At 45.8% G+C, this 18,072-nt stretch carries 15 protein-coding genes; 11 read left to right on the top strand and 4 right to left on the bottom strand.

Features of this window, described 5'->3' with window-relative positions:
- The first annotated feature begins 11 nt into the window (after positions 1 to 11).
- The 4 genes from ACO0KW_RS11170 to ACO0KW_RS11155 all read left to right on the top strand — a co-directional run bounded on the left by ACO0KW_RS11170 (position 12) and on the right by ACO0KW_RS11155 (position 3,057).
- Positions 12 to 734 (top strand): response regulator, encoded by a 723-nt coding sequence (locus tag ACO0KW_RS11170; RefSeq protein WP_423053154.1) that lies wholly within the window; start codon positions 12 to 14, stop codon positions 732 to 734.
- A complete protein-coding gene (locus ACO0KW_RS11165) occupies positions 715 to 1,104 on the top strand; it encodes a GTPase (protein ID WP_423053153.1) in 390 nt (129 codons plus the stop codon). The genes ACO0KW_RS11170 and ACO0KW_RS11165 overlap by 20 nt, the downstream gene beginning before the upstream one ends.
- 129 nt (positions 1,105 to 1,233) lie before the next feature.
- Positions 1,234 to 1,491 (top strand): BTH_I0359 family protein, encoded by a 258-nt coding sequence (locus tag ACO0KW_RS11160; RefSeq protein ID WP_423053152.1) that lies wholly within the window; start codon positions 1,234 to 1,236, stop codon positions 1,489 to 1,491.
- 372 nt (positions 1,492 to 1,863) lie between these two features.
- Positions 1,864 to 3,057, top strand: coding sequence for a M20 aminoacylase family protein (locus tag ACO0KW_RS11155; protein ID WP_423053151.1), 1,194 nt, complete (start codon positions 1,864 to 1,866; stop codon positions 3,055 to 3,057).
- A gap of 126 nt (positions 3,058 to 3,183) precedes the next feature.
- Here the strand turns inward: ACO0KW_RS11155 and ACO0KW_RS11150 are convergent, their stop codons facing one another.
- From ACO0KW_RS11150 to ACO0KW_RS11140, 3 genes are all read right to left on the bottom strand, one after another.
- Positions 3,184 to 4,854 carry a methyl-accepting chemotaxis protein gene (locus ACO0KW_RS11150; protein ID WP_423053150.1) on the bottom strand — a complete coding sequence of 557 codons (1,671 nt, stop codon included), beginning with the start codon at positions 4,852 to 4,854 and terminating at the stop codon, positions 3,184 to 3,186.
- A 248-nt stretch (positions 4,855 to 5,102) separates the two neighbouring features.
- On the bottom strand, positions 5,103 to 6,629 hold the full coding sequence (locus tag ACO0KW_RS11145; RefSeq protein WP_423053149.1) for a YifB family Mg chelatase-like AAA ATPase: 1,527 nt from the start codon (positions 6,627 to 6,629) through the stop codon (positions 5,103 to 5,105).
- Positions 6,630 to 6,665: 36 nt separating this feature from the next.
- Complete coding sequence (locus ACO0KW_RS11140; protein WP_423053148.1) at positions 6,666 to 6,908, bottom strand: accessory factor UbiK family protein; 243 nt, start codon at positions 6,906 to 6,908, stop codon at positions 6,666 to 6,668.
- 465 nt (positions 6,909 to 7,373) lie between these two features.
- Between ACO0KW_RS11140 and ACO0KW_RS11135 the strand changes: the two genes are divergently transcribed.
- Genes ACO0KW_RS11135 through ACO0KW_RS11125 form a run of 3 tightly spaced genes read left to right on the top strand, consistent with a single transcriptional unit; the run spans position 7,374 to position 10,124 of the window.
- On the top strand, positions 7,374 to 8,132 hold the full coding sequence (locus ACO0KW_RS11135; protein ID WP_423053147.1) for a TorF family putative porin: 759 nt from the start codon (positions 7,374 to 7,376) through the stop codon (positions 8,130 to 8,132).
- Between the two features lie 38 nt (positions 8,133 to 8,170).
- The gene (locus tag ACO0KW_RS11130; RefSeq protein ID WP_186891440.1) at positions 8,171 to 8,509 is read left to right on the top strand and encodes a P-II family nitrogen regulator; all 339 of its coding nucleotides are present in this window, start codon (positions 8,171 to 8,173) and stop codon (positions 8,507 to 8,509) included.
- 16 nt (positions 8,510 to 8,525) lie between these two features.
- A complete protein-coding gene (locus ACO0KW_RS11125; RefSeq protein WP_423053146.1) occupies positions 8,526 to 10,124 on the top strand; it encodes an ammonium transporter in 1,599 nt (532 codons plus the stop codon).
- Positions 10,125 to 10,263: 139 nt separating this feature from the next.
- Here ACO0KW_RS11125 and ACO0KW_RS11120 read toward each other — a convergent pair whose 3' ends face one another.
- The gene (locus ACO0KW_RS11120; protein WP_423053145.1) at positions 10,264 to 13,167 is read right to left on the bottom strand and encodes an ATP-binding protein; all 2,904 of its coding nucleotides are present in this window, start codon (positions 13,165 to 13,167) and stop codon (positions 10,264 to 10,266) included.
- A 195-nt stretch (positions 13,168 to 13,362) separates the two neighbouring features.
- Here ACO0KW_RS11120 and ACO0KW_RS11115 point away from each other — a divergent pair, with 195 nt between their 5' ends.
- From ACO0KW_RS11115 to ACO0KW_RS11100, 4 genes are all read left to right on the top strand, one after another.
- On the top strand, positions 13,363 to 14,835 hold the full coding sequence (locus ACO0KW_RS11115; protein WP_423053144.1) for an AlkA N-terminal domain-containing protein: 1,473 nt from the start codon (positions 13,363 to 13,365) through the stop codon (positions 14,833 to 14,835).
- A gap of 74 nt (positions 14,836 to 14,909) precedes the next feature.
- Positions 14,910 to 15,389 carry a methylated-DNA--[protein]-cysteine S-methyltransferase gene (locus ACO0KW_RS11110; RefSeq protein ID WP_423053143.1) on the top strand — a complete coding sequence of 160 codons (480 nt, stop codon included), beginning with the start codon at positions 14,910 to 14,912 and terminating at the stop codon, positions 15,387 to 15,389.
- A 304-nt stretch (positions 15,390 to 15,693) separates the two neighbouring features.
- Positions 15,694 to 16,260, top strand: a complete 567-nt coding sequence (locus tag ACO0KW_RS11105; RefSeq protein ID WP_423053142.1) for a phasin family protein — start codon at positions 15,694 to 15,696, stop codon at positions 16,258 to 16,260.
- A gap of 342 nt (positions 16,261 to 16,602) precedes the next feature.
- The gene (locus tag ACO0KW_RS11100; protein ID WP_423053141.1) at positions 16,603 to 17,778 is read left to right on the top strand and encodes an acetyl-CoA C-acetyltransferase; all 1,176 of its coding nucleotides are present in this window, start codon (positions 16,603 to 16,605) and stop codon (positions 17,776 to 17,778) included.
- Positions 17,779 to 18,072: the final 294 nt, after the last annotated feature.

Below are 18,072 nucleotides of genomic sequence, written 5' to 3'. Positions count from 1 at the left end.
AGGGTAGATTTATGGCAAACATATTAGTCGTCGATGACGAGATGGGAATTCGAGAGCTACTCTCGGAAATTTTGGGCGATGAGGGACACGTCGTTCAATTAGCAGAAAATGCACAACAAGCACGTGAAGCTAGAGCGCAATCGCGTCCAGATTTAGTTTTACTCGATATCTGGATGCCAGATACCGATGGTGTGACCTTATTAAAAGAATGGCAGCGTGATGGTTTATTGACGATGCCCGTGATTATGATGTCCGGTCACGCTACGATTGACACCGCGGTCGAAGCGACACGTATCGGTGCTTTAAACTTCCTTGAAAAACCAATTGCCTTGCAAAAGCTATTAAAGGCGGTACAGCAAGGCTTGACCCGTAATGTGGAAGTGCCGCGCCCCGTCGTCCCAGTAGCCCGAATAAATGTGTCTGAAACAACGTCAAACCTTGTATCCAGCGCTCCCTTTACAGCTAATTCTGGTAACTATGAAAGTCGTGATTTTTCAATGGGAAATCACATGCTGCAGAATAATCAGCATTCCTTCAATAATTTATCGTTTGATCTGCCTTTACGTGAAGCGAGAGATGCGTTTGAACGGATTTATTTCGAATATCATCTGCATCGCGAGGGGGGCAGCATGACGCGTGTTGCCGAAAAAACCGGTTTAGAACGCACTCACTTGTATCGCAAGTTGAAGCAACTTGGGGTCGAGTCGGTCAAATATGGTAAGCGCGGCGAATAATTTTACCGGGCTAATTCTAGTTGCGGGCGGTAGCTATACAGAACGTGAAGTCTGGATAGCTACCGCCTTAGCCGATCACTCACCAGCGCAACCGAATAAAAAATCGGGGGTATTGCTAGAAGGTCTACCAAGCGGGCAACTAATACTAGAAAATTCAAGTCTCTTAAGCGTAGAACGTATAGCTCCAGGTTGTTTTTGTTGTATTGGACAAATAGCCATGCGTGTGACTTTCCAACGTCTGTTACGTCTACGTCTTGCTCATTTATACATTGCGATTAACGATGCGCAGCATTTGTCATCGCTAAAAAGTATATTTTCTCAAGCTCAGTATGCGCAATTAGTGAAATGTGAAAATGAAATAATCCTTTGAGCTAAAGTTCAACCCTTTCCATGCCGTAACTATTCATATGGGCTTGTTGTTATTGAGAGCCCTGACAATGATCAAAAGCACCTGATTTGTTCTTGAATATAAATTGCGACGAGATTGAGGAAGAACAAAATGAATATTATCTATAATAGCGACCAATATAGTGTGGTCGAATTTGGTGCTCAAACAGATCATGAAACATTGCGCTTTGGTGGCTATGAAATTACCGATAAGTCCGTGCGTCGTGAATGTTTTATTGGCGGCATACAGGCTGAAGCCTTCCGGCAGGATGTGCAAGAATTGATTTCCAACGAGCCTAGCATAGAGGAAATAGATGATTTTCTAGCAAAATTTGATTCCTATATGGGACAGTCAGTTTTATTGCATTGATATAAAAGAGAATTGCCAATCACTCATAAAAACAGCGCTGACAGCGCTGTTTTTTTTCGTAAATAGACCAAGTGACAAAGTATTTAGACAAAAAAAACCCGCTAGCCTAAGCTGCGGGTTAAGTCCAAACCTTAGTAGGTGTTGGAGGAGACAGGTGTAACTTTATCGCAGTGCAGCAAATAAGTCTTCTTGCATTTTCGTATACCAGATATAAAGCAAATATATATCTTGGAGCGCCTTGAAAAACACTCTCGTCGCTAAAAAATCCAGCGCCATGAATCCCGTAAAGCGGCAATACTTTACTCAGGACTTAGTCTATGGAAATGATTTACACTCTAACTCTGATGTAGTTAGTGCCGTTTGGAGACAAGTATGAAACTATTAGATCCCATTTTAGAATTTCACCAAGAGATTCAAGCAATTCGTCGAGATATCCATGCACATCCAGAATTATGTTTTGAAGAGTTCCGGACTGCCGAGCTTGTCGCTAAAAAATTAGAGGAATGGGGAATTCCCATAATTCAGGGCTTAGCCGGCACTGGTGTCGTCGGTGTAATCAAGCGTGGCAATAGTCCAAAGGCACTGGGTTTACGGGCAGATATGGATGCCTTGCCAATGCAAGAAATCAATCAATTCTCCCACACCTCTCAAAGCGCCGGAAAAATGCATGCTTGTGGGCATGATGGCCATACAGCGATGTTATTAGGTGCAGCGCGCTACCTATCGCAAGCAAAAGATTTTGATGGCACTGTTTATCTGATATTTCAACCAGCAGAAGAAGGTGGTGGTGGCGCCCGTCGCATGATAGAAGAAGGTCTGTTTCAGCAGTGCCCGATGGATGCCGTGTTTGGTATGCATAACTGGCCCGGCTTGGCGGTCGGTGAGTTTGGGGTGAAAACCGGCGGTATGATGGCTTCTTCGAACGAGTTCGAAGTGACCGTCCGAGGCAAAGGTGCTCATGCGGCGCAGCCACAGAAAGGCATTGATCCGGTAATGATTGCGGTGCAAATTGCGCAAAGCTGGCAAACCATCATCAGTCGAAATGTGAATCCTTTAGAGCCGGCGGTTTTGTCGTTGACGCAGATACATTCCGGTAGCGCCACAAATGTGATTCCCGATGATGCAAAATTAATTGGTACCGTGCGCACCTTCAGCACAGAAGTTCTTGACTTAATTGAGTCCAGAATGGAAAAAATTGCGCGGTCTACAGCGAGCGCCTTCGATGCTGAAATTGAGTTTGAATTTAAGCGCAACTATCCACCTTTGATCAACCATGAGAATGAAACCCAATTTGCCATTGAAGTGATGCGTGACTTGGTAGGTAAGGCACGGGTTGATGCTGAAGTCGAAGCAACGATGGGCGCGGAAGATTTTGCTTATATGTTGCAAGCGAAACCAGGTTGTTATGTTTTTCTGGGAAATGGAGACGGGCAACATCGCAGTTTTGGACATGGACTAGGCCCCTGCAATTTGCATAATCCAAGTTATGATTTCAACGACGATTTGCTGCCAATTGGTGCAAGTTATTGGGTGCGTTTGGCACAGGCCTACTTACCTTGTAACTGATTTTATTGCAAACTAGTCAAAAAAAAGCCGGAACTTTGATTGCACAAAGATCCGGCTTTCTAAGGCGAAAACGAGCCCTATTTTAATTTAAGGCTTTTGTCTCTCTCGTTGAGTGCTGAGTAGCCCCTAGAATTCTTCCCAATCATCTGTAGGTTTTTCGCTATGCATTGCAACAGGTTTTACTGCAGGCTTGGCAGTCGGCGCAGCCTTAATTCGGACGGTTGGTTTTTGATTTGAACGAGATTGTTGCGGGTGTTTGACTGCTTTTGTCGTTCCATAAGCTGGATTTAATTTGAAGACGTTCAAGGCCTTCGTCAACAAATCTGCTTGCTCTTCTAAAGACTCGGCCGCTGCAGCAGCTTCTTCAACCAAGGCGGCATTCTGTTGCGTCATTTCATCCATTTGATTGATGGCAGAACCAATCTCTTGAATTCCCGTACTTTGCTCTTGGCTCGCTGCAGTAATTTCAGACATGATATCGCTGACACGTCTCACTGATGCGACGATTTCTTCCATAGTATGACCAGCCTGATCAACCAAAGTGGAACCAGTCCTGACCTTGTCTACCGAGTCACCAATCAAAGTCTTGATCTCTTTCGCCGCCGCTGCACTACGCTGTGCCAAGCTGCGAACTTCAGATGCTACAACCGCAAAACCACGACCTTGTTCACCCGCACGGGCGGCCTCAACCGCCGCATTTAATGCCAAGATATTCGTTTGAAAAGCTATCCCGTCAATGACACTAATGATATCGACAATTTTTTTCGACGACTGATTAATTTCATCCATCGTAGTGACTACTTGACTTACAACTTCGCCACCTTTGACGGCGACTTCTGACGCTGTTTGTACCATTTTATTTGCTTGCCGCGCGTTGTCTGCATTTTGTCTGACGGTTTCCGTCATAGTTTCCATTGAACTTGACGTTTCTTCCAGACTGCTTGCTTGTGATTCGGTCCGTGAGGACAAATCAGTATTTCCCATAGCAATTTCAGCACTAGCGACTTTAATGGTTTCAGCAGAAGTCTTAATTTCAGAAACCATGTTTTGCAAACGAGTCTGCATTTCGCTTAATGCAGCCAATAGGCTACTCGTATCGCCACGCTCAACGTCGATCTGCATCGTGAGGTTGCCTGATGCAACAGCCGAGGCTATTTCTTGAGCATATTCAGGTTCACCACCTAATTGTTCCCAGACTGTGCGAATAATGAAATACGAGACGATTCCCAGCACCAGTGTCACAATCACACCAGCGGCAATGACGGTCCATAAGACCCGGTTGACGTTATCGGCGCTGCGATCAATTCCCGCGGTAAACTGTGCTTGTGCTGTATCGACGGTTTTTTTCAAATCGTCTTCTAGAATCTTGAGCGAGCTTTGCATTTGCCCAATCGCCGCTTGCGGATCACCTTGATCGACACCCAGCATAATTTTGGCAACGCTAATCGCAGGCGAGTAATAAGCGTCAAACTCTTTCGCCAAGCGATCACCAAGTGCTTGCTGTCCTGGCAAGCTACTCAAATTTCTAAACTTCTCTTTTACTTTTTTTGCACGTTCTCCAGCTGCATCGATACCTTTTTTGTCGTCTTCACCAACCGCTTGTTTCAAAGCATCGACAATTCCCTGCACGTCAGCCTGAATATTCTTGGCACGATCTAAGACGGGATAATCGATTCTTTCGGTAGTCTTAATCGAATTCATCGCGGTAGTCGAAAAATACACGCTGGCGGCGATTCCGATACCGAATATGACCGTAGCGATAATGGGGAGTGCCCAAATTCTGCGTTTGATACTCATCTAAAAACCTCGACTTTTGTTGTAGTAAACTGGCCGTAGTTCAGCGCATTCTGACGTTTGTCAAACAGCTGTTTGTTCGTTATTCATGAAAACTAAGAAATCTAATTAAAAAACTTAGATTGAGAAATAGAACTAAGGAGATGGAACAAAGGCTTGTTATGTTGCAGTAATGCATGCCTAAAGTACTTACTGCTAAGTAACAGTGTAAGCTAAAGTCTAAAAAATTGCGAAACTCTTATTGCGGTACATTAAGCTTCACGCAATGCACGCCGATACTGTATCGCTTCCGCCACATGCGCTTGCTGAATTTGTGGGCTATTCGTCAGATCAGCAATGCTGCGCGCTACTTTCAGTACTCGATGGTAGGCACGTGCAGACCAGTTAAGTTTTAACATGGCATGGCGTAACAGTTGTTCAGTCGCACCATCGGTCTGGCAATGTAAATCAATTTCCTTCGTCGTTAGCAAATTATTGGCTTTTCCTTGACGCTGTAATTGACGTTGGAATGCTGCATCTACCCTCTGCTGTATCGTACTGCTACTTTCAGCCTGGGTTGGGGTAAATAAATCTTCATGTGGCAAGGCTTGGACTGAAATTTGCATGTCGATCCGGTCGAGCAGAGGACCAGAAATTTTCGCCTGATAGCGTATTACTGCGTCAGGTGTACAACGGCATTTGCCATTGCTGTGTCCAAAGTATCCACAAGGACAGGGATTCATGGCGGCAATTAATTGGAATCGTGCCGGAAAACAAGCTTGTTTTGCTGCTCGTGATATATGAATATGACCGGATTCTAAAGGTTCGCGCAATACCTCTAAGACTTTTCTGTCAAATTCAGGAAGTTCGTCGAGGAACAAAACGCCATGATGTGCCAAGGAAATTTCGCCCGGTCGTGGGGTTCCGCCACCACCAACTAAGGCTACCGCCGATGCCGTGTGATGCGGATTTCTGTATGGCCTTTGTTTCCACTTGCTTATTCCAAACCCACTGCTTAGCGATTGTACGGCGGCAGATTCTAAGGCTTCTTGCTCCGTCATTCCTGGCAAAATACCAGGAAATCGGCTCGCCAACATCGATTTTCCGGTACCAGGAGGACCCATTAATAGTATGCTATGCCGACCTGCGGCTGCGACTTCTAATGCCCGTTTCGCCTGTCCTTGTGCTTTAACATCACTAAAATCGAGATAGCTAGTTTGTCTTGGATGAGGTTGACTTCGATGAGGCTGGATCTTCGATTCTGCGTCGATTCCAGCGAAGTGGGCGCATACCTGTAACAAGCTCAATGCGGGAAAAATACGTGCTTCACTGACGAGGGCTGCTTCTTCGGCATTTTCTTGAGGCAACATAAACGCACGCGCAGGAATTTGATCGCGCTCCGCACTTTTGCAGATGGCAAAAGTCATCGCCAAGGCACCACGGATGGGTCTGAGTTCGCCGGAGAGTGATAATTCACCAGCAAACTCATATTGATCCAACGCATCAGATGGAATTTGACCGGACGCCGCCAAAATACCTAAGGCAATTGGCAAATCAAAACGTCCTGATTCTTTTGGTAAATCAGCTGGCGCTAGGTTGACTGTAATGCGCTGAGCCGGGAAATCAAAGCGTGCATTTTGTAAAGCCGCGCGTACGCGATCTTTCGATTCTTTGACTTCGGTTTCAGGCAAACCGACGATGGTGAAGGCGGGCAAGCCATTGGCGAGGTGCACTTCGACAGTGACTTCCGGTGCTTCCATGCCATTTAAGGCGCGACTTTTAAGAACTGCCAGTGCCATGATCTCGAGTCTGCCTTGACATGGTGAAAAGACTGTTTATGGGGCGCTTAACTTGTTTTCCAGCTCAGTTACTCGCGCTTCTAATGCTTCTAATTTGCTGCGGGTCTTTGCTAGTACATCCGCCTGAATGTCGAATTCTTCGCGTGTGACTAAGTCGAGCTTTGCAAACCCTTGGCTCATAAATGCTTTGACGTTTTTTTCTATATCTTTGGCCGGCGAGTTGTCCAAAACCTGTTGCATTTTGGTTTGCATGTCATTGAAAAATTGATTCGGTTCCATGAAAAATTTCCTATAGTGAATGGGTAATGTCTTGCTTGACAGTAAATTATTTGCTGGAAAAGGGCATTTCCGGTGCATTATAGATTTTTCTCGAATCAGTTTTGCGTCATTTTAGTGCAAAAAAACCGTTATTAATATAAATAAATGCAAATTATATATTATGTTTCGGTATTTTGTGTACCCAGCGCGTCATTGAGCTTTTTTCGAAAAATGATCCGCCTCACAGAGTGCTCTAGCCGATTTGAGCATACCACTACTATTTTCCTACGTCATTTCCTGTCAATTTTGCGCACCGCAATAAAACTGGCACGAGTCCTGCTAGTAGCTCATTAAAGCCTTTGTGTAGCTATACATTCTTCACGTGAGAGAAATGAGCGCAAAGAAAAGATTTAGCAATATTTAGCTTTATTTAGTAACAAGCAATGCATCCATTTAGAAACCATCTTGAAGAACAGGAAAATCACTATGAAAAAGATTTTATTTTGTGCGCTCATCAGTAGTTGTTTTGCAAATGGCATGCTGGTTAGCACTGCAAACGCGCAGGAAGCCAAGCCAGAACATGAAGTGAGTTTTAACCTCGGTGCCGTCAGTGATTATCGCTATCGTGGTATCTCGCAAACACGTTTGCAACCGGCTTTGCAAGGCGGTGCTGACTACGTCAATAACAATAATGGCTTTTATGCAGGTACTTGGTTATCCACGATTAAATGGACCAAAGATGCCGGTGGCGACGGCAATTTGGAAATGGATTTATATGCTGGTAAGCGTGGCGAAATAACGAAAGATGTGAACTACGATTTCGGAGTTTTATCTTATGTTTATCCTAGCAACGGTCTGAAAAATATCGCTGGTTTTGCTGACGCAAACACGACCGAAATCTATGGCCAAATCAGTAGCGGTCCGGTGTATGCAAAATACTCACACTCAGTAACTAATCTGTTTGGCTTTGTGAATAGCAAGAACAGTGGCTATCTGGATCTCGGCGCAAATATTGAAATGAGTGAAGGTTACACATTGAATTTGCACTACGGTCGTCAAACCGTCAAAAACAATACTTCCTATTCGTATAACGATTGGAAACTCGGCGTCACCAAAGAATTGGTTGGCGTTAATTTCAGCTTAGCAGTCATCGGTACCAGCGCTGGCGATAAGCTGTATGTCACTCCGGCAGGCAAATTTACTGGCAAGACCAGTTTGGTTTTGTCGGCAGTGAAAGCGTTCTAATTTCCTTTGACCGAATTAAAAATATCACCGAGACCATCATGAAACTGATTACGGCAATTATTAAACCTTTTAAGTTGGACGAAGTGCGCGAAGCACTTTCTGAATTAGGTGTGCAAGGTATCACTGTGACCGAAGTAAAAGGCTTTGGTCGTCAAAAAGGGCATACCGAGCTGTACCGTGGCGCTGAATACGTCGTCGATTTTTTGCCAAAAACAAAAATCGAAGCAGCGGTCGAAGACAATATCGTTGATCGTGCCATTGAAGCTATCGAAACCGCCGCACGTACAGGCAAGATTGGCGACGGCAAAATTTTCGTATATTCCCTGGAACAGGTAGTGCGTATCCGTACCGGTGAAACCGGCAACGAAGCACTTTAATCGACGAGAGCAAAACATGAATAAATTAATGAAATTTTTCGCGGGAGCTGCCTGCTCATTGACAATGGCAATGACATTGGGGATGGCGCAAAATGCCGTGGCAAAGGCAGAAGATACGCCGGCAAGCGCAAGTGCTGCTATCAGTTCATCTGTCACTGCTGCCGCAATAACGGAAGCAGCCAGTATTCCTGTACCAGCCGCCAGTGCGACCGACGGCGCGTCAACAGCGGCGACAGGTGTTGCAACTCCGGCGGCACCCGCAGCTGCTCCAGCAACACCTGCACCAACTGCCAATAAGGGCGACACAGCTTGGATGTTAGTTGCGACCTTGTTAGTCACTATGATGGCAATTCCAGGTTTGGCCTTGTTTTATGGTGGCTTAGTGCGCGCCAAAAATATGCTGTCCGTATTGCTGCAAGTGTTTATGATTTTTGCAGTCATCATCGTACTGTGGTGTATCTATGGCTACTCCTTAGCCTTCACAGAAGGTGGTCGTTTTATCGGTAAATTTGACCGCGTATTGTTACAGGGTATTTGGGATCCGGTACAAGCGACCTTCACTACCGCCGCGACATTTTCTAAGGGCGTCGTACTGCCAGAATTTGTCTTCGCTGCATTTCAAGCGACCTTTGCCGCTATTACTTGCGGTTTGATTATCGGTGCGTTTGCAGAGCGTGCGAAGTTCAAAGCGGTGCTGGCATTTGTTGTGATCTGGTTTACTTTCAGTTACCTGCCGATTGCCCACATGGTGTGGTTCTGGACTGGTCCGGATGCCATTAAAGATGCAGCGACATTGGCGACAGAAACAGCGAAGGCAGGCTTCTTGTTCCAAATGGGGGCACTTGATTTCGCTGGCGGCACGGTGGTTCATATTAATGCGGCGGTCGCTGGTTTGGTCGGTGCTTTCATGATAGGCAAGCGTGTCGGTTACGGTAAAGAAGCGATGGCACCACATTCTTTAACGATGACGATGATCGGCGCATCCCTGTTATGGGTGGGTTGGTTTGGTTTCAATGCGGGTTCTGCATATGAAGCGAATGATATTGCTGCCCTCGCTTTCGTCAATACTCTATTGGCGACTGCTGCCGCGACTGTCTCATGGGTATTTGGCGAATGGATGAGCAAAGGTAAGCCTTCCATGTTGGGCGCGGCCTCCGGTGCTGTTGCTGGTTTGGTCGCCATCACGCCAGCCTGCGGCTTTGTCGGTCCTATGGGCGGTTTATTGATTGGTTTGGCGTCCGGTTTTGTCTGCTTGTGGGGCGTGAATGGCTTGAAACGATTGCTCGGTGCGGATGATTCGCTGGACGTATTTGGCGTCCATGGTGTAGGCGGTATCCTGGGAGCTTTGTTGACTGGTGTCTTTGCTTCACCGGCATTGGGTGGTCAAGGTATTTTTGATTATGTCACCAACAAAATGTCTGCCGATGCTTACAGTATCGTTGGCCAAGTCACAACACAAGCAACCGCAGTTGGTGTGACGATTTTATGGTCGGCCGTCGTTTCGGTTATTGCTTACAAATTGGTTGATCTGGTCATCGGTTTGCGCGTACCAGAAGATGAAGAGCGTGAAGGCTTGGATATTACAAGTCATGGTGAGTCTGCTTACCACTCCTAATCAGTTAAGGAAATTCGCAGGCAATTTTGCTGCTTAAGAAAAAATACAGCACAACGGTTCTTGGTGGGACTTCGCGCCTCTCAGTCAAATGAGAGGCGTTTTTTTATGACATTGCTATTTTCTACGAGATGCGACAACCCTAATTGGGTCCTGTGATGGTATTTAGGGTATTGACTGGCAGGATTAAGGTAATAGTCGTACCTGCTCCAATAGCGCTTTCGACATTAATACTGCCACCTAACAAATCCGTCACAATATTGTGCACAATATTCATTCCCAAACCGCTACCTCCATGTCCAAGTTTGGTGGTGAAGAAGGGATCAAATACGCGCCGTAGATGTTCAGTAGATATACCCGCTCCATTATCACTAAAACATATTTTGACGTGTTGATGATCAATCTGGCTGGCACGCAGGCGCATCAGACCATCTGTTTGATCTTCAAAACCATGTAGTAAAGCATTATTGATAAAATTCGTAATCACCTGCCCATATGGTCCGGGGTAGCTATCAATGACAATTGCCTCGGGAATCTCGATTTGTATTTGATGGCCTTGTTTATTGATACGACTTTGCATGGTACGCACGACTTCCTGACTAGTTTTGAGCAAGTTGAACGTGCGCCTTTGTTGGCTAGTTTGATCTACCGATACCTGTTTAAAGCTGCTAACGAGTTCACTGGCATTGAGTAAATTGCGCATTAACATGTCATTGGCTTCGTTCAAAATGCCCGTGAAATGGGTGAACTCTGAGCGCTTTAAACTGCCTTCAGTAAATTGACGGATAAATTTCGTCGAGCTTTCTTTTAAGGTTGTTGCAGTCAATAGGCAATTGCCTAAGGGGGTATTGATCTCATGAGCAATACCAGCGACCAAAGCACCCAGTGCTGCGAGCTTTTCCTTCGACATCAATAGTTGTTGTGCCGATGAGAGCTGTTGATAGGTATCTGCATTATCAAACGCCACGGCGGTATACGCAGCTAAGGTCGTCAACATATCGACATGCATACGTTCAAACGCATTCCGTTGGCCACTTTGCATCGAGAGCAAACCGAGAAGGCGGTCTTTAACGATCAGCGGTACGTAAATTAAGGAAACGGGAGAGAACGCTTCGTGCTCTGCATCGAATGCCTCTGGTGCAACCAATTTGTCCAGACCCTCGATTCCGATGTAGTGCAAATAGTCTTCATGAATATCGTTGATGTAAATGGCTTTTTTATGTTGAATACACCAAACGGACAGTAAGTCGGGATCCTGTAAATTGCGGTGATAGGGCAATAAATTTTTACCACGCAAAATATTGCAGGGAAAATCAATCATGCCTTGTTCGGCCTTATAGATACCTACCGACAGTAATTCTGCCGGCATTAATTTGTGGACATGCCGGTACAAAGTACTAATGATGCTTTCTCGATCAAGCTGCGATGTAATTTCTCTACCGATTTCACTAAGAATAAAAATATTCTGATGCGCGGTACGTAGCAATTCGGTTCTGGCTTGAAGTTCTTTGGTGCGTTCAGCGACGCGGTTTTCCAGCCGGCTTTGTGCTTGCCTGTATTCGTCCAAGCTAAGGACTTGCTGTATTAAATTTGCGATATGGCTACCAAATAGAAGGTCTTCGCGAGTCCAGTTTTTTCGCTGTTGTGCTTTACCGAAACTGAGTACGCCAATTTGATTACCGTGTAATCGTACCGAAATTTCTAATAGCGAACATAACTCGGCACCCTCATAGATGCTGGCTAATTCATTCGTTGCAGGATGAATTCGCAAGTCATGCGTAGCGATAGGAGCGTGTAAATTCTGGATGACTTGGAAGTACCTCAGATAATCTTGTTGGTGTAAACATTTGCCTATTTCAAAACTCAGGGGCAAAGCACCGGCAAGCATTTCGCAACGCAACCGTTGCCGATCTTTGAGCCATAAGCAGATAAAGTCCACCCGTAAGATTTGCAGCGCTTCTTCACAGATAGTACGTAAAGCTTCGCTTAGGGTTTTCTCTTCTAATTGACTATTGGAAGACAAGTCCAGCAATAGTTCTACGGGCGGTTTTTTTGATAAATCGTATTCGCGCAACTGGGTAAATTTATCGATGATGCTGAGATCGGCGATCTCTTTGCTTAATTGATGATGAGAGCGGGCGAAATTCAGGGCTAATTGGGTTTGCCCGCTACGTTCATACAAAGCAGATAAGGCTTCGCAGCACAGTGCACGTTGTGCGCGAGAGCCATTTCTCTCTGCATAATTTAAGGCTTCAAGATAGGTGCTGATAGCCAGCTCTGTTTGATTCTGTGCAGCATAAAGCTCGCCTAAGGTGTTCGCGGCGGCGCTTAACAGCCATGGATAATGGCAAGTCGATGCTAATTGAAGCGCGTAGTGAACTTCGTCAAAAGCTAAATTAAAATTTTGTTCACGATGTGCTAGAACGCCTAGATACCAATGCGCTTCTGCAATGTATTCGGTAATATTGCCGCGCTTTGCCTGGGCGATAGCTTCTTTGAATAAGTCTCTGGCAAGTGCGTACTTACCGATGTTCAGGTTATTTACACCCAGATTAATTGCTTGCTTACTTTTCAGATAGGGGCGGTCAAAAGTTTCTAGTATTTGACCTATGTCTTGCAAGATACGCGCCGCGGTTTCCCAATCTCCTAGGGCGTCGTAAATTTGACCTAGTCCTATTCTTGCCTCAATTAAGACCTCGGTATCATGCGTAATTCGGCACAAATCGATACAGCGCGTCCAAAACCGAATTGCTTCGTTATAGATTCCCTCGGTATACCGGATTCTGCCCAGGCACAGCATGAGGCGTCCAGCCTGGTAGGTTAGACCGCTATTTTCGGCGCTTTGCAACCCACTATAGAGTTCATCATTTAAGCTGCTCGCTTGACCGAGGCGCTCAACAATAAAAAAGCGACGAACCAGAGCATCTAAGGCTAGCGATAAACGTTTTTCTTGATAGGCGGATTGTTCGAGTCGCTGGAATAAAATCATCGCCAGATGCGGATGGCGTCTGGAACAGGATTCTATGCGCGAGATGAGCTCATTCATATATTTCTAGTCACCTGCGATGTATTTTGGTCATTATAATTTTGTAGCACACTTGTTCGTCCGAAAACGGCTAGATGCCGCGTTATATTCCGGTTTAAGCTAGTCGCACTTCCTGCCTCTTTACTTTATACGCGATTGAATTATCTTTCCTGTTTTATATACCTATTACGGATAAATTTATCCTTAACTTAAAAAATGACAAAAATACAGCCGCCCAATTTCTCTTATGAGCAAGACTATTATCGGGCGCTTGCTGCGAAAGATGCTCGTTTTGATGGCGTTTTTTTTGCCGGAATCAAAACGACAGGAATCTATTGTCGTCCAATTTGTCGGGTGAAAACACCACGTCAGAGTTCATGTATCTTTTTTAGTTCACAAGCTGCTGCAGAAGAGGCTGGTTTTCGTCCATGTTTGCGTTGTCGCCCTGAATTGGCACCCTATAACTTGCAACAAAATCTAGCGCATGCGATATGGGAAAAAATACGCGGCGGTAGCCTCAACGAGTGCAGTGTTGAAACCTTTGCGCAACAGGTTGGATTGTCTTCCCGTCAGTTGCGCCGCGTGATGCTACAAGAATTCGGTGTCGGTCCAATTGCGTTGGCACAAACCCAGCGACTATTATTCGCCAAAAAATTACTGCAGGAGACACAGTTGAGTATGACGGAGATTGCATTTGCGGCAGGTTTCGGAAGTGTGCGCCGCTTTAATGCTTTGTTTGAGGCACGTTATAAAATGACTCCAGCATCGATACGCCGTCAGCCCATAACATCAGGTCCCCATCAAGGGATTTCATTACGACTTGCATATCGTCCACCTTATGCTTGGGCAGCTTTGTTGCACTACTTGCATGGACGTGCGATGGCGGGTCTTGAGCACGTCGATTTACAGCAAGCTTGGTATCGCCGTAGTGTGCAAATTGAAGGCAAACAAGGTTGGGTTCAGGTCAGCCATTTAGCCGATAAGCAACAATTACAAGTCGATATCGCTCCCAGTTTAAGTACAGTCCTGCTTCCACTACTATCACAAATTCGCCAACAATTTGATGTTGAGGCCAATCCTGTATTGATCGCTCAACACTTACAGAAAGATCCTCTGTTGGCACAACAAATTACTCGTACACCGGGTTTACGAGTACCCGGCAGTTTTAATGCTTTTGAATTGGCGATTCGAGCAATCTTAGGCCAGCAGGTCAGCGTGGTTGGAGCGACCACCGTTTCGGGTCGTTTAGTGCAAAGATTTGGTGAGCCGATAATAACGCCGTGGTCAGAAGTGACACATCACTTCCCCTCGCCAGAAAAATTAGCGACCTTAAGCATTGAAGACATCGCGAGTATAGGCGTGCCTAAGAAGCGTGCCGCGACCATACAAGAGTTTGCCCGTTTTACGGTAGCGGGTGGATTACAAACAGCGCCTGGGATGGAATTGAATGAGGTCGTTAAACACTTAAAAGCCGTGCCCGGTATTGGAGAATGGACCGCGCAATACATTGCGATGCGAGCGTTGCGTTTTTCGAATGCGTTTCCCGCTGGTGATTTGGGGTTGCAGAAGGCGGCGAGTGATGACCTAAGCGCACGCTGTAATGAGAAACATTTATTGTTGCGCGCCGAGACTTGGTCGCCGTGGCGTAGCTATGCAGCACTTCTGTTGTGGCAATCCTTATCAATATAATTTGGCTAACAAGATTTGGCGATAACGATTGATTGTTTGAATGCAGACCAAAAATTGAAGCGGGAAATTTTAATATGAAGAAATATCTTATCCATCCAAGTGTTTTTGGTGCACTGCACTTGGTTGCCAGCGAACATGGTCTGGCTGGCGTGTATTTTCCAGAGCATAGACATTTTCAGTTTGATCCAGCTTGGCAGTTAGATTCAAACGACGCACTATTACAGCGCGCAGCATATCAACTTGATGCCTACTTCGCGGGTGAATTACAAAACTTTGATTTGCCGCTAGATTGCACGCAAGGCACGCCATTTCAACAAGAAGTCTGGCAGGCTCTGCGCACGATACCCTATGGCAATGCCTGTAGTTATGCTGCCCTTGCAAAACAAATTAACAAACCGAAAGCGATCCGCGCCTTGGGTGCTGCGAATGGTCGCAATCCTCTATCGATCGTCATTCCCTGCCATCGCGTGATCGCCGCCAATGGTGATTTGCAAGGCTACGCTGGCGGTCTGGAGAATAAGCGTCGCTTATTAGAATTGGAAAACTATTTGTAAAAGTCCTTGACGGCGAACAGGATGGGTTGCATGGCCTGATCTTGCGAATTACTTGGTATTGTCGATATGCAAAGACTTCAGGCTAAACCCTTGAAAAACAAAGGAAATATTGGCTCAAAATCAATAAATTCACCGACTTATCAACTATTTTGATGCAATGCACAAAAAAAGCTTGACGCTTAAAAAATAGTCAGTAAAATGCGAATTGTTGCGGTGCACCATGTTTAAAGATTTTTTGGGACTCACTGCCATTTTGATTCAAACCGAATCGTCAATCTGACTCGTCAACTTACCGGAGAATTCCATGTACACAACACCAGAACAATTTATCGCTGCTACTAAGACTAACTTGGAAGCGCAATTTGCTGCAATCACAGCATTGAACCAAAAAGCATTTGAAGGCTTGGAACAGTTCGTTTCTTTGAACGTGAATGCTGCTAAAGCAACTTTCGAAGAAGGTACTGCAGCAACTCAACAACTGTTGAATGCAAAAGACGCGCAAGAGTTGATCGCTTTGGCTTCTGCTCAAGCTAAACCAAATGCAGAAAAAGCATTGGCATACGGCCGTCATTTGGCAACGATCACTTCAGCAACACAACAAGAATTTACTAAAGCAGTGGAATCTCATATTGCTGAAACAAACGCAAAAGTTGTTTCTTTGATCGACGAAGTCACAAAAAATGCGCCAGCTGGTTCCGAGCAGGCTGTGACAGCGTTGAAATCTGTTGTTGGTAACATCAACGCAGGCTACGAGCAATTGTCAAAGACAACCAAACAAGCTGTTTCAACTTTGGAAGACAACTTGGCGAATGCTACTAAGCAATTCACACAAGCAGCTGAAAAAGCAACGACAACAGCTAAAAAGAAGTAATGTAGGCGATCAGCGTGCGGTCAAGCCAAGCGCTAAACGACTACGGAGTCGAAAACTTCGGCCACAAGTGCAGTTAAACTTGTTCGAATAATCAAGGCGCGATAAGCGCGACTCCCAAGAAAAAAGCTCTCTGATAAGGGAGCTTTTTTTTCGCCCAAATGTTCGTTCAAATGGTGATTCCATACCAATGCGATTTTTGCACTATAAAAAGTACTTGCATAAAAAATCAGCAATTCTGATGCGGCGCAATATTTTCTCTGGTAAATCCGCGCCAAGCATTACAGACTGGTGTAATCTTATGGATTCACTGCAAGCTTGACGTTAACCTTTAGGGAGTTTCACATGCAAGAAGTCGTAATCGTCGCCGCTGGACGCACCGCGGTTGGTAAATTTGGTGGGTCATTGGCTAAAGTTGCGGCATCCGATTTAGGTGCGCATGTGATTAAAGCCTTGCTAGCAAAATCTGGTTTGAGCGGTGAGGCTATTAGTGAAGTGATTTTAGGTCAGGTGTTAACTGCAGGTGTTGGTCAGAATGCTGCTCGCCAAGCCGTAATTCGTGCGGGACTGCCAACTATGGTGCCGGCAATGACGATCAATAAAGTCTGCGGCAGCGGACTAAAGGCAACGCATTTAGCCGCGCAAGCGATTATGGCGGGTGACGCTGAGATCATTATCGCAGGTGGTCAGGAAAACATGAGTGCCTCACCTCATGTCTTAAACGGTTCTCGTGATGGTTTCCGCATGGGCGATGCAAAATTAGTCGATACCATGATTGTTGATGGTTTATGGGATGTCTATAACCAATATCACATGGGTATCACGGCAGAAAACGTCGCCAAAAAACATGGCATTACACGCGAAGAGCAAGATCAATTTGCCCTAGCTTCACAAAATAAAGCCGAAGCTGCACAAAAGGCGGGCAAGTTTGTCGATGAAATTATTCCCTATGAAATCGTCAGTAAGAAAGGCACAACCGTGTTTGATACGGACGAATTCATCAAACATGGTTGTACTCTCGATTCACTAGCTGCTTTGCGCCCCGCGTTTGATAAGGCGGGTACGGTGACTGCCGGTAATGCTTCCGGTCTGAATGACGGTGCCGCCGCTGTGATTATGATGTCCGCAAAAAAGGCTGCAGAATTAGGTTTGCCAGTGTTGGCAAAGATTAAGGCCTACTCTTCTGCCGGTATCGATCCGAGTATCATGGGCTTGGGGCCAGTTCCTGCCGCGCAGTTGTGTTTGAAAAAAGCCGGCTGGACACATGAGGAAGTCGATTTGATGGAAATCAATGAGGCCTTTGCCGCTCAAGCCATTGGCGTGAATCGTGAAATGGGTTGGGACACCAGCAAGATTAACGTGAACGGTGGCGCGATTGCAATCGGTCATCCGATTGGCGCTTCTGGTTGCCGTATCTTGGTCAGCCTGATCCACGAAATGATACGTCGCGATGCTAAAAAAGGTCTGGCAAGTTTGTGTATCGGTGGCGGTATGGGTGTTGCGTTGGCAATCGAGCGCTAAGTTGTTAGCTCGCTTCTGAAATGACGTTCTATAGCGTCCTAATCGAAGGCAATGGACTAAGTGTTGGGTCGTCAGCCGAAGAGCCGGATATTACCGGCTTCTTCACAACTCGAGTTGTTTGGGCAAAGTCTCCAGAGCGGGCTAGGCATAGCGCTGTCGAATTGCTTATGCAGGAGTGGAGCGCAGAGCCCTATGTGTCACAGCCTGGGGCTAAATCTTTATCTCTAATTGTCTCCGAGTGCCATCCTGTAGGGTTTGCTCGAGGACTGTTTGATCGATCATCCGGGTTCACTT

The sequence above is a fragment of the Undibacterium sp. Ji22W genome (genome assembly GCF_049340305.1).
Taxonomy (GTDB): domain Bacteria; phylum Pseudomonadota; class Gammaproteobacteria; order Burkholderiales; family Burkholderiaceae_D; genus Undibacterium.
Note: the sequence above shows the minus strand (reverse complement) of the source record. Positions and strands in the feature narration are given on the sequence as shown.